Raw genomic sequence first — 11,553 nt, forward strand, 5'->3', positions numbered from 1 at the left:
AAAATAAATCAATAGAATAATTATAATACCCTAATTTTAATAATTTTAGATTAATAAAATAAAAAATTAATCAGGAAAAACAGCTTATTCTGCCTTTTTCTTTGGCTGCGTTGCGCTTTCTTTCTTCGGGGCTTCCTTTTTTGGCTCTTTCTTCTCTTCTTTTTTCTCTTCTGCCTTTCTTTCTCTTGAAGCGCCGGCTCTTTTCTTTAATGGCTTTGCCTTGGGATGCTCGTTCTTGCTGCTTGAAAATTCTGCGAATTCAAATCCAAGGCTTCTAAGCGCGCCAGCAACATTTGCATGAGTGTCATTTTTCACTATGCTTATCTTTTTTGGGATTGGCTCAAGGTGCCTTACATTGCACTTCTTCCTTCTTGTTGCCCCGTCTATGATGACAAAGCTCTCATTCACATTGTCTATTACTGCGCAGATTCTTCCTGCGTCTCTTCCTGCTATTTTCATGCATACCTGTCCTATTTCCATCATGGTTAACCACCCTGTTCTTTAAGAAATAGCCCTTTTAACCTCTTCCTAATCTCATCCCTGCTTCTGTCGCCGGAAGCCTTCACATTTGATTAAAAGAGATATTTCTTTAATTGTTTTTTTGTTTATTTATTATAAATTATTAAAAGTAAAAACCTATTTTGAAACCTGCCTGGCTTTTTCCTTGAGCACTTCCCTCATGCATTTCGGGCAGAGGTTTGAATAAGGCCTTTCAGCCCTCTTTGCTGTCTTTGGAAGCTTCTTCATTGCGGCTGCTGTTGTCTTTGCCCTGTTGAGGCTTGCGCCGCACATTGCGCACTTTCCGCCGCTGTTCTTCCTTTTCTCATGGTGAAGCAATATTCTTCCGCCAGGAGCCTTTCTAAATACTCTCCTGAATGTCCTTGCCCTGAATCTTGGTTGTGTCATTTTAACTCCGAAGTTTATGCTCTATTTAAAAAATTTTTGATTATTGCGCCCTGATTTTAATAAATCTTAAGCAGTTTCCTCAGCATGCTGTTGAAGAATATTGCGAGGATGAAGTATGTCCAGAACCATCCGAGCTTCAGCCCGAATATGTTCACTGCAACAATGGGCTTATTGCCTACCTCAATTGACTTTATTTTGCCTGTTCCTCTCTCAACTGGCGCCTCGTATTTGGTTCCCGTTGTTATCTTGACTTTTTTCTGGTATGTGCTGTTTTCAAAGTCAAGGTCAATTGTGTAATCCCCCTCTGTTCCCAAGACAGTCCACTGCACCATGCTGTTCTCTATCTGTCTTGTGGTTTCGCCTGCTATCAAAAGATTGGGTGTTGCGCTTATTGACATGTTCCCTGTTGTTCCCGGAGCGAATTTTACAGTGAGGTTGAACTCCTGCCCCGGCGCTATTGGATAATATGCAAGGTTTGAGGACATCCACGCAAATATGATGAGTATCGGAATCCAACTTATCAGGGTGGATTTCAGGGAATATTTCATGTAGTCGCCGTTTATCTTCATGACTTCTGCATTCATCTGCATGAGCTTTTTCTGGTCGTTTTTTGCTTCCTTCATCTGCTGCTGGTAGCTCCCGAGCTTGTCTTTCAGCTCTTTCATGAGCTTCTGGTTTGTAGTCCACTTGTAGATGAATGTTATTATCAGTGTGATCAAAAAGGATATTGCGGCTATTGCAAGAAGGGGGCTTATCTTAAGGATAGGCATGAATACCGGGTCCAATATTGCATTTGCAGTTATCATTTTTTTGTCCCTGTTTTAAGAAGATAAAAAAGTCAAAAACTGTTTTTTTATCCCTTTATGAATTTCCTGAGCATGGGATTCATGTCCATTGCATGCTCCTTTGCTATTTTCTCATACAACTGGTATATTATCATCACTGCAAGAAGAATTCCTGTCCCTCTTGATAGCGCTCCGGAAAGATCTGCCATTGCAGAGAGGAATCCGACAACTATGGCGCCCATTATTGTGAGAGGCATTATGTACCTGTCAAGCACCCTTTCAAGCACTCTTTCATCCCTTCTGAATCCGGGTATTTGCAGCCCCGATGACATTATCTGCTTTGCCTGGCTTGCTGAGTCCATTCCGGATGTCTGCACCCAGAATATTGAGAACAGCACAGCTCCGCCAATCATGAAAAGTATGTATACCAGCGAATGCGCAAGGTCAAGCCCGGTTATGCTTCCCGTTATCATCTTTCCCACTAGGTTTGGCGCATTCAGCCACGCAACAAGCCCTGTTGAGGGTGAATTTCCGACAAAGGTTCCGAGAATGGGCTTTCCCCAGTTCTGGAAGAGCCTTGCGAAAAGCTGGACATTTGCAAGCAGTGCAGCAACGAGTATTACCGGAATATTGCTTGTGTAAATGAAATTTAATGGCCATCTTATTCCATAACCTCTCACTCTTCCGAATGAAAGGGGAATCTCAACCTTCATTGCCTGAACGTAAACTGCTATTACAAACACAATAATTGTAAAGACAACTGCAGCAAGCATAAGCATTGCTGTTGTCGGGTCCCCTATTGCGAGGCTCTTGAAAAGTGTCGGGATTGCTCCGACATAAACCTCAGGGTTTGTCGGGCTTTTTAATGGGGAGAATGCAGTTATGAAAAGGCTCTTTGCAACCTGCGCTGCGATAAAGAGGGATATTCCCGAGCCGAATCCCCACTTGCTTGTTACCTCATCCATAAATAGGATAAGCATTCCGCCGAGGAAGAGCTGGAAAACCAGCGCGAGCCTCATTATCCCGAATGAGCTTCCCTCAATCGGCGAGAGTCCCCCCATGTAAACATAGATTGCCGCCTCAAATATTATGAACGCGATTGAAAGGACTTTTTGGAGCCCCTGAAAGACTTTTCTGTTTTCATCCTTTGGCAGGTCAAGCTTCATTATGCCTGCTCCTGTGAGGAGCTGAAGCACAATTGATGCTGTGACAATTGGGCCTATTCCAAGGCTTACCAGTGAGCCGAATTCTGCTCCAAGGATTATTGAAAGGTATTCAAACTGCTGGAGGGCGTTGTTGCCGAGCCCGAAGAGGGGAATCATTCCGAGAATGAAGAATGCCACAAGCATTACAAGAGTCCACTTGAGGCGTTCTGAGAATTGCAGTTTTTTCTGCGTTGGAGCGCTTACTTCCGGCAGGTTTGAGAACAGATCTACTAATTTTTGGCTGACCATTTTTTTAGCTCACTCTTCCTTTTCTTCAAATTCTTCTTCATCTTCTGAATCTGGTCCTGCCTCTTCTTTTTTCTTTGGCGCCCCTGTTTTTGCGCTCTTTGCCATAAGCTTTTTCTTCAAAAAAGCGGCAGGCATGAGGATTTCTCCCCCCGCCTTCTTTATCTTCTCAGCAGCCTTCTCGCTTGACATTTCGCAGGTAATCACAAATTTGTGCTTTGCTGCGCCTTCTGAAAGCAGCTTGTTGAAGCCCAGGCTTTCGAGATTAATGTGATACTTGTCGCCGTTCTTCTCAATCTTCTTTTCTGAAAGAAGCCTTTCAAGGCTTTCTTCTATGAATTTTATGTTTATCGGCTTTATGTGGCATATGTAAGGGTGCCTTGTGAATCCGTGCTTTCCGAAGAAATCCTTGTCTTTCCAGATTGAGGGCTTCATTGCGTCTCCTCTCTTTCCGGTTCCTGAAAATCCTGCCCCTCCCCTTCTTCCGCTCGCCCGGTGGCTCTTCTTTGAGCCCCATCCGTGTGAGCCTGAGCCTCTCTGCCTTGAGTTCTTCTTTCTTCTGTTTGTGGTCATTATGATTCACCGCGTGCCTTAAAGCATCCTCTTTATCAGCTTAGCCATATCTGCTCCCCTGTATCCGAGAGCTCCGCCGATTGAGTATCCTGTCTTTATCCCTTTTCTTTCAAATCCGCCCCTTGGCGGGTTGAGCCGGTAGAATCCCTTTTCATTCTGCTCAGGCCTCTTTTCTGCTATTGACTTTGCAAGGGCATCGTCTATCTCGCCGTAAGTTACAAAGTCCTTTACCTTTTTCACCATTCCCATGGTTGAGTCGTTCTTTTCAAATATTATCATGCTGTTTTTTCTCTGGAGCCCGAGCATGTTAAGAGTGTCTATTGTTTGCTGCATGCTTCTTACGCACCCTCTTATCCTTATGACTGCAATCTTGCTCATTGTTCTTCCCCTTCCCCGGCATTAATTTCAGCAGATGGTTTTTCTTCGCCCTTTATCTTGCCTTCTATGAATTTGTTTCTGTTTGACGCCATTGAGCCTGTCTTCATGGCTGTTAGATTATGAAGCGCTGCCATTGATGCGTTTACAAGGTTTATTGTGCTTCTTCCCTGTCCAATCATCTTTGACCAGACATCTTTTATTCCTGCGAGCGCAAGAATCTTCTGGCACTCTCTTGTTACGCACAGCCCCTTTCCTTTGGGCGCAGGTATGAGCTTGATTCTTACAGAGCCGCATCTTCCCTCTACTGCAAACGGAATGCTGTGGTAATTTCCGCATCCGCACTGCCATGAGCCGCATCCCCTTCTTACTTTCATGACTGAAAGCTTTGCGTTCCTTATGGCTTTTTCCCTTGCGGGGACAGTTTCCTTTGCCTTTCCGTATCCAACTCCGACATATCCGTCTTCGTTTCCTACAACGACATATGCGCCGAAATGAGGCTTGTTGCCTTCGGGAGTTTTTTTCTGCGTCTGCTTGAAAACCCTTCTCTGTCCGCCTCCGAATTTTCCCTTTGCCTGCCCCACCATTATAAGGTCCATCTTCAGGTTGGGGAGGAGCGCATCAACTATTTCAGGTTCAAGTATTTTCATTCCTCTGTCAAGAATATAATCTATGTCTGTGATTTCGCCGTTTTTGACTTTTCTTCCTAGCCCTGTTTTTGGGCTCCATGAGTCCTTTATGAATTCCTTTTTTTCAAGAATCTCGGCTGTTTCTTCTTCAGGCACTACCACGAGCGGCGTTTCTTCTGTCTTTATGACTTCCGGTTCCATCTTTTTCTCTTCTGTTTCTTCCTTTTTTGCAGGCTTCTTTCTTGCCTTCTTTTCCTTGTTTTCTGTGCCTTCCTTAGCCATTTTATTCACTCCAAAAAAGTATTATTCAGTTTTTATTTTGACTTGACCTGTTTTTTAGCATCTGCCTTTGATGCAGAAACTGCTCCCTTCATTATTGCTTCCTTTGCCTTCTGAAAAACATTTTCAATTTTCAGGTCAGGGACGCTTTTTTCATATGATGAGAAGAATCTCTTGAATTTCTCAGGGTCTTCCTTCTTGAGCTTTGCTGCGTATGCGCTTATATGAGCGCCGCTTATTCTCTTTTCGTCTGGAAGTATTTCTTCTGAATGGTTTATTGACATTCCTGCATCAAGCGCTCCCTTGAGTGCTGAGTAAATCCTTGAGCCGCCTACTGATTCCTGCAGCCCAATGTCAAGCACTGCCTCCTTGATTTTTCCCTTTGCCTTTATTCCGAGGAGAAGTCCTGTCAGGTATGCTGCGCTTATGTTTCCCCGGTTTAAGCTCCATCCGTATTTCAAAAGCTCTCTTGAATCAGCAGAGCAGATTATGACATCTCCCTTAGGAGAGTAGCTTACAAGCTGGACATGAATGTTTTTCAGGGTTTTTCTTACAACGAGCCTTGGCTTTCCTGATGAGAGAAGCTTAAGCCTCTTTGGGTAATTTGTCTTCCCTTCCCTCTTCCTTCTGAATTCCATTGTTCTTTTGGTGTTTCTCATCTTGATTATCCCTTGTTGATACGGCAATTATCCTTTTTTACTGCCCGGTTTTTTTCTGCTCAATAGGTGCAGCCCTTTTGGCTTCCGGCTTAAGTGCGAGAGCATGCTCTTCTATGAAGAGCTTCATGTGCCTCTTGCTTCTGAAAAGTCCGCCCTTTGACTTTAAGTATAATTCCCTGAATGTCTTCCTGTCTATTGCTCCGTTTTCCTTGAGCTCCTTGAGGAGTTCTCTTTGGAGCCTTACCTTGTTCATCCAGGCCTTCTTTCCAGGAAGTCTTGCTGTAAACCTTCCCTTGACAGAGCCCTTGTTTCTTTGCCTTCCCTTTCTTTTCTGGGACAGTATTGCTCTTGCCCTTCCCCTGGAAACCCCTTTCGCCTGCTTTTTCACTATGGCGCCTGAAGAGATGAGAGCCCTTATGTCTCCCTTTGTTATTGCTTCCTTTATTTCATCAAGCCTTTCGCTGTCAAACCAGACTCTCTTTGGAGAGCGCTTAAGGATTTCTGCCGCGATTCTTTTCTGCACTTTCAGGTCCATTTATATCACTTTTTGATTTTTTATCATTAATTTCTTGAGATAAGCTCTTTCTCTATTTCCCTTCTCTCCTTTTCCTTCTTGTCTTCAGGGGAGATTTCTTCTTCTGTTTCTTTCTTTTCCTGTTTTGGAGCTTCCTTTTTCTCTTCAGTTTTTTTCGCTTCGCGCTTTTTCTCTTCGGCTTTCTTTTCTTCAGATATCTTTCTTGCCTTTTCAGCGTATTTGTCTCCGTCAAGGTTGAGTATTGATATCCCTGCCTTCTTGGCAGCATCAATTATTGCAAGCCTTTTTCTCATCCCGACTGATGAGGATATGATTATGCCCTGCTCTTCCTTTTTTATTTTTTCAAGCTCTTTTGCATTGCACACAATTATCATTTCAAGCCCGGATTTGTGCAGCCCCCTTACTTCTGCCGGGCTCCTGTATCCGGGATTGACCATTTTTCCGTACCCGGCTTTGTTGTGCCTGAGCTTGTTGTGTATTCCCTCCGGGTATCTCCAGTGATTGTGAAGCCTGATTTTCTTGTGGGCTTTGTGCCTGGTGAATGCTGGCCTTTTCCTCTTCTGCGCCTCTCTCAGGGCGAGTTGGATTTTTTTCCTGTTCGTGTTGTTTTTTGCCGCTGCCATTTTGTTTCCTTTGATTGTGATTTAATTTGCCTTACATTATGCTCTTTCCGGCTTTTTCGAATATGTATGCGCCGTCCTGGAAAACCCTTCTGTCCCTGTTTTTTATGAAGCAGATGCGCTCTATGTTTGCTGCCTGCTGGCTTACCTTTTCCTTGTTAACTCCCTCGACAATTATGGTGTTTCCGTCAACGGTTACCTTAACTTCCGGGTATAACGGTGTTTTCCTTGCCTTTCTTTCTCCGAGGAAATTGCTTATCACAAAATCCTTTCCCGATACAGCCGCCTTTATTGGGAAGTGGCTTGAGCACACCCTGAGCTTGTATATGTAGAGTTCCTGGACTCCTAAAAAGAGATTTTTAATGTGGGATACAAAGCTGTAAACCATGGTCTTGTCGCGCTTTGATTCCTTTTCTGAGTGTATGATTATGCTGTTCCCTTCCTTTTTTATCTGAACCCTCGGGCTTGAAAGAATCTTGCTTGTTTCCCCCTTTGGGCCCTTAACAAAAAATGTCCCGTTTTCTATTCTTACTTCTACCTTTTCAGGAACTTCAATTTTTTCTGTGATTCCCTTCTTCTTTTCCTTTTTCGCTTCCGTGTTTTCCATTTTAAAAAGCTCCGTTGAATCTGGATTTAGTAGCAGTATGCAATAAGCTTTCCGCCAAGCTTCTCCTTCTTTGCTTCTTCGTGAGTCTTTATTCCCTTATTGGTTGAGATTATGAGTATTCCGAATTCCCTTGCAGGAAGGAATCTTTTCTCAAACTTTTCATATGTGCCCAGGGTTACTGAAAACCTCGGCTTTATTGCATTGCAGGCATTTATGTTGCCGTTCAGCTTGATTATTACATAACTTCCCCTTAAATCAGCAACTTCATTGAAGTCCTCAATGTAGTTGTTGTCCTTGAATATCTGAAGCACTCTCTTTCCAACCTTGGATATCGGCTTTACTGTGCATTCCTTTTTTCCCGCCTTCTCATAGCTAAGCATCTTTGAAAGCAGATTTGCCACGGTATCATTCAGCATTTTTTTTCCACCTGAAAATCATTTTAATTGTATTTCTTGAAGCCTATTTTTGTTGCGATTTCCCTGAAGCAGAATCTACATATGTTGAGCCCGTATTTACTGATGTGCGCTCCTGTCCTTCCGCATCTCTCGCACTTTTTTGTTGAGAGCCCGTGCTCCCTGACCTTTGGGGCGCTCATTTTCAGGAATCTTGCCTTTTTAACAGGCTTTCCCTTGAGCTGCTTCAAAATCTTCTTATAGTATCCTACTGTCATTATTATTCCTCCTTAGGAATTTAATTTATCTTGACTCCGTAATTCTTCTCCATGAACTCCATTGCTTCAGCCTGGGATATCTTGTGCTGCTTTGGAAGCCTTTTCTTGCACAGCTTTCTCTTTTTTATCCGAAAGCCGCTTCTTTCAAGAGTGATGCATGTCTGGAATCCCATTATCCCGATTTCAGGGTCGTATTTTGCTCCTGGCACATTGATGTATTCTCTTATTCCGAAAGATACATTTCCCTCATTGTCGAACTGGCTTTTCTTCAGCTGCTTGTCCACGCCGTCAACCAGTCGTTTGAGCATTTCAACTGCGTATTTTTTCCTGAGGGTTACCTTGCATCCTATAGGGAGCTTTGGCCTGAGTCCCCATGTCGGGATTCTCTTGTTTGTTATTGTCTTTATCGGCTTCTTTCCCGATATCTGAGCCATGAGCTTTATTCCCTTCTCCAGCTTTTCGGGGCTTTTTCCGGCTCCGATGTTGAGGGTTACCTTCTCTATCCTTATGTTTTTCATGGTATTTGCCATTTTTAATTCCTTATTGTGATTTTTATTCCTGCTTAATTGCTATTTCCGAGTTTTTTCCTTCGCCTATTACAAATGCATATTCCTTCAAGGTCTCGTATTCCTTGTCATTTGTCTTAAGGATTATCTTTGTCGGCTCTATTGACTGCTCTCCGACTATAACCTGTATTATCCCATAGTCGCCTGTGTGCTTTCCCTCGGTTATCATCACGAATGAGTTTTTCTCAATCTTCAGGTGCTTCATTATCTGGACTTCTGGAATTTTGATTATCAGGGTGTCTCCGACGTTGTAATCCTTCTTGTCAGTGAGGATGTTTTTTCCGTCGTGCAGTGTTATCTGTATCCTGTTCCCCGAAAACATCTGCTTCCTTATTATCTTGCACGGCTTTATTGAAGCCTCATTTTCTGATATTGGTGAAAGGCAAATCTTCCCTTTTTTGTTGAGAAGAACACGGTATATCTCCCCGGTTTTGTTGTTCTTCATTACATCCATCAGCCCGGCTGAGAATTTGGGGTCTTTTCTCACTTTTCCGTCGATTGAAATGTAGCCGGAATTAAGAACTGTCTTTGCCTCTTTTGCAGTATTCGCCCAATTCAGCACTTCAGTTATTATTGAGTTGAGTGCAAGCCCCCTTTTCATTGAGTGGGGTCCTGGATTTGGGATTGTTACATACTTTGAGCCTTTCCTGCTTAGGGGCCATGTGTTAGGCATGGCGAGCCTTTTAAGTCGCTTACTCATTTTTTCTCTCCAATATCTCTTTCCTCTTCTTGTCGCTGAGGTTAAGCTCGGTTATCATTACCTTTGAGGCGTCAAGTGCAACCCTTGCCTTTGTGCCGTCCTTCTTTGTGAATTCTGCTCCGGTAACATATATCCTTGATTTTCTTATGCTGACTTCTTCGACAGAGCCGTTTTTTTCATTGAACTTTCCCCTTGTTATCTTGACTTTGTCGCCCTTTCTTACAATTATGTTTCTCTTGCCGTATTTTTTCCTGAGCTCTTTTGAGAGCGGGGATGAGAGGAACCTTCTCTTTATGTGAAGTGGCGCATTATGCCTGAACTTCCTCTGTTTTCTTGCCTTTATGCTTGAATTCCAGTTAGCTGAAAATTTTGATCTCATGTTTTTTTCCCTTGTTTTTTTGTGATTATACAATTATGTTGGCTATCTTTGCTACAGCCGGCCATCTCTCGCACACTTCCTTTGCGATTGCACCCTTGAAGATTGTGCCTTTTGGGTTTCCCTTGTCATCCTTAAGGACGACTGCTGCATTGTCCTCAAACTGGACTCTTTCCCCGCTTGGCGCTTTGCTTTCTCTGCCTCTTCCTCTGCCTCAACTGCCTTGATGTCCTCTTCTATCTCGTGCCCTATTTTTTCAACAACGACAAAGTTCTTTATCTTGCTGATGGGCCTCGTTTCCATTATCTTTACGAGATCGCCCTTCTTTGCATCTATGCATTCGGGGTTGTGAGCGTAAATCCTTGTCTCTTTCTTTCCGTATCTCTCATACTTTGTGATGTATGTAAGCCTCTTTATCCTGACTGTGACTGTCTTCTGCGCCTTGCTGGAAAGGACTGTCCCCTTGAATATCCTTCCGTGGAGCTTTATCTCTCCGTGGAAAGGGCAGTGTCTGTCATTGCACTCCTTCTCTGGAGCTTTCACGTCGATTCCGATGTTTCTTGTCTTGTTATCCATGATTATTGCCTTCTTGGAATTTTGAAAGGATCACTTTTTCTTTATTGAAATTCTTTCCTCTGCTTTTTTTGCGATGTCTTTTCCGTCAATCGTTGCCTTTTTTCCCTCAAATTCAAATGCGATGATGCATTCGCTCTTGATTATCTTCTTTTCGCCCTTTGGAGTTTCTATGAAAAGCATATTTTTTGTTTCGTCTGTGACTTTCCCGAAAATCCCAATGAGAGATTTGTTTTTTGCGCTCTCAACTGTTATTTCCCTTCCTATGAGCTCGGTTTTAAGCGCGTCTCCCATTTTTCTTATCTGACTTCTATCCTTGATTCGGGAAAGCCAAACTCCTTCAGGACATCCCTGACCTTGTGCCGATGGTCGCCCTGAAGCTCTATCCTTGCGTCTTTGACTGTTCCGCCGCACGCAAGCTCTGTTTTCAGCTTCTTGATGAGCTTTTTGATGTCAATCTCCTTCTCATCAATCCCGCTTATTACAGTGTAGTTCTTGCCGAACTTTTTGTTTTCGAGGCAGACCTTTATTCTCTGGGTCTCTTTTGCGATTGTCTCGCAGACGCAGAGCTCTTTAGGCAGGCCGCAGACTGGACATATGTTCATGCCTTTTTACTTTCCTCCTTGGTTTGTAAAGTTTTTGCGTTTTTTTGCGCATTGATTATTGTCAGCATCCTTGCGATTGTCTTTTTCATGGCTTTTATCTGCCCCGGATTCTTCGGGACTGTTCCCGTGTGCACCTGGGCGTTGAGCTTTATCAGCTCTCTCCGGAGTTCCAGGATTTTAGCCTCTATATCTGACTTTTCCATTGCCATGATTTCCTTTGTTTTGAGCGCCATTTTATCCTCGTCTTAAAAGTGATTACTCTTTCTTCTCTTCCTTTTTCCTGGGTGCCTTCTTCTGCTTTTTCTCAGACTTATTGTCTTCGCTCCCTTCTGTGACTTTTATTTCCTTTTTCTCTTCGACATTCTTTCCTTCCTTTGTCTCAGTTATGGTCTTTTCATCAATCTCTTCTATGAGCTTCATGTTGTCCGGTATCTTTACATCTGGGGGCATTATGCTTACTTTTATTCCGACAGTTCCTGTCTTGAGTTCAGCCTTGTTCATGGCTCTTTTGACATTCTCTATTGAGATGTCTCCGGCTTTCTTGAGGTAGCCGTCGTATACCCTCCACGATTTTGCCCTGCTGCTCGGAATCTTTCCTGAAAGCATTATCTCAATTCCCATTGCGCCTGCAGCCATTACCTCTT

At 43.3% G+C, this 11,553-nt stretch carries 20 protein-coding genes and 1 pseudogene; all 21 read right to left on the reverse strand.

Features of this window, described 5'->3' with window-relative positions:
* Positions 1 to 84: 84 nt before the first annotated feature.
* Positions 85 to 483 (reverse strand): hypothetical protein, encoded by a 399-nt coding sequence (locus tag NTV63_02200; GenBank protein ID MCX6709746.1) that lies wholly within the window; start codon positions 481 to 483, stop codon positions 85 to 87.
* A gap of 153 nt (positions 484 to 636) precedes the next feature.
* Complete coding sequence (locus tag NTV63_02205; GenBank protein MCX6709747.1) at positions 637 to 906, reverse strand: 50S ribosomal protein L34e; 270 nt, start codon at positions 904 to 906, stop codon at positions 637 to 639.
* 56 nt (positions 907 to 962) lie between these two features.
* Positions 963 to 1,712, reverse strand: a complete 750-nt coding sequence (locus NTV63_02210) for an EMC3/TMCO1 family protein (GenBank protein MCX6709748.1) — start codon at positions 1,710 to 1,712, stop codon at positions 963 to 965.
* A 47-nt stretch (positions 1,713 to 1,759) separates the two neighbouring features.
* Positions 1,760 to 3,145 (reverse strand): preprotein translocase subunit SecY, encoded by a 1,386-nt coding sequence (secY, locus tag NTV63_02215; GenBank protein MCX6709749.1) that lies wholly within the window; start codon positions 3,143 to 3,145, stop codon positions 1,760 to 1,762.
* 9 nt (positions 3,146 to 3,154) lie between these two features.
* Positions 3,155 to 3,715 (reverse strand): uL15 family ribosomal protein, encoded by a 561-nt coding sequence (locus NTV63_02220; GenBank protein MCX6709750.1) that lies wholly within the window; start codon positions 3,713 to 3,715, stop codon positions 3,155 to 3,157.
* A gap of 18 nt (positions 3,716 to 3,733) precedes the next feature.
* A complete protein-coding gene (locus NTV63_02225) occupies positions 3,734 to 4,093 on the reverse strand; it encodes an uL30 family ribosomal protein (protein ID MCX6709751.1) in 360 nt (119 codons plus the stop codon).
* Complete coding sequence (locus NTV63_02230; protein MCX6709752.1) at positions 4,090 to 4,875, reverse strand: 30S ribosomal protein S5; 786 nt, start codon at positions 4,873 to 4,875, stop codon at positions 4,090 to 4,092. Before NTV63_02230 ends, NTV63_02225 begins: the two co-directional genes overlap by 4 nt.
* Before the next feature lie 158 nt (positions 4,876 to 5,033).
* The gene (locus tag NTV63_02235) at positions 5,034 to 5,657 is read right to left on the reverse strand and encodes a 50S ribosomal protein L18 (GenBank protein ID MCX6709753.1); all 624 of its coding nucleotides are present in this window, start codon (positions 5,655 to 5,657) and stop codon (positions 5,034 to 5,036) included.
* Positions 5,658 to 5,694: 37 nt separating this feature from the next.
* Positions 5,695 to 6,192, reverse strand: a complete 498-nt coding sequence (locus NTV63_02240) for a 50S ribosomal protein L19e (protein MCX6709754.1) — start codon at positions 6,190 to 6,192, stop codon at positions 5,695 to 5,697.
* 26 nt (positions 6,193 to 6,218) lie between these two features.
* Entirely contained in the window at positions 6,219 to 6,815 is a 597-nt protein-coding gene (locus NTV63_02245) for a 50S ribosomal protein L32e (GenBank protein ID MCX6709755.1), read from the reverse strand.
* 31 nt (positions 6,816 to 6,846) lie between these two features.
* Positions 6,847 to 7,419, reverse strand: coding sequence for a 50S ribosomal protein L6 (locus NTV63_02250; protein MCX6709756.1), 573 nt, complete (start codon positions 7,417 to 7,419; stop codon positions 6,847 to 6,849).
* A 26-nt stretch (positions 7,420 to 7,445) separates the two neighbouring features.
* Positions 7,446 to 7,835 carry a 30S ribosomal protein S8 gene (locus tag NTV63_02255; protein ID MCX6709757.1) on the reverse strand — a complete coding sequence of 130 codons (390 nt, stop codon included), beginning with the start codon at positions 7,833 to 7,835 and terminating at the stop codon, positions 7,446 to 7,448.
* A gap of 23 nt (positions 7,836 to 7,858) precedes the next feature.
* On the reverse strand, positions 7,859 to 8,014 hold the full coding sequence (locus tag NTV63_02260) for a 30S ribosomal protein S14 (GenBank protein ID MCX6709758.1): 156 nt from the start codon (positions 8,012 to 8,014) through the stop codon (positions 7,859 to 7,861).
* A gap of 95 nt (positions 8,015 to 8,109) precedes the next feature.
* The gene (locus tag NTV63_02265) at positions 8,110 to 8,619 is read right to left on the reverse strand and encodes a 50S ribosomal protein L5 (protein ID MCX6709759.1); all 510 of its coding nucleotides are present in this window, start codon (positions 8,617 to 8,619) and stop codon (positions 8,110 to 8,112) included.
* A 22-nt stretch (positions 8,620 to 8,641) separates the two neighbouring features.
* Positions 8,642 to 9,355 (reverse strand): 30S ribosomal protein S4e, encoded by a 714-nt coding sequence (locus NTV63_02270; protein ID MCX6709760.1) that lies wholly within the window; start codon positions 9,353 to 9,355, stop codon positions 8,642 to 8,644.
* The gene (gene rplX, locus NTV63_02275; protein ID MCX6709761.1) at positions 9,348 to 9,734 is read right to left on the reverse strand and encodes a 50S ribosomal protein L24; all 387 of its coding nucleotides are present in this window, start codon (positions 9,732 to 9,734) and stop codon (positions 9,348 to 9,350) included. The genes NTV63_02270 and rplX overlap by 8 nt, the downstream gene beginning before the upstream one ends.
* A 246-nt stretch (positions 9,735 to 9,980) precedes the next feature.
* A pseudogene (locus NTV63_02280) lies at positions 9,981 to 10,307 on the reverse strand (30S ribosomal protein S17).
* A gap of 30 nt (positions 10,308 to 10,337) precedes the next feature.
* Positions 10,338 to 10,598 (reverse strand): ribonuclease P protein subunit, encoded by a 261-nt coding sequence (locus NTV63_02285; protein MCX6709762.1) that lies wholly within the window; start codon positions 10,596 to 10,598, stop codon positions 10,338 to 10,340.
* 5 nt (positions 10,599 to 10,603) lie between these two features.
* A complete protein-coding gene (yciH, locus tag NTV63_02290; protein MCX6709763.1) occupies positions 10,604 to 10,909 on the reverse strand; it encodes a stress response translation initiation inhibitor YciH in 306 nt (101 codons plus the stop codon).
* A complete protein-coding gene (gene rpmC, locus NTV63_02295; protein MCX6709764.1) occupies positions 10,906 to 11,142 on the reverse strand; it encodes a 50S ribosomal protein L29 in 237 nt (78 codons plus the stop codon). Before rpmC ends, yciH begins: the two co-directional genes overlap by 4 nt.
* 22 nt (positions 11,143 to 11,164) lie before the next feature.
* A partial coding sequence (locus NTV63_02300; protein ID MCX6709765.1) for a hypothetical protein occupies positions 11,165 to 11,553 on the reverse strand: 389 nt, incomplete at its 5' end.

The organism is Candidatus Woesearchaeota archaeon, from assembly GCA_026394965.1.
Classification (GTDB): domain Archaea; phylum Nanobdellota; class Nanobdellia; order Woesearchaeales; family 0-14-0-80-44-23; genus JAPLZQ01.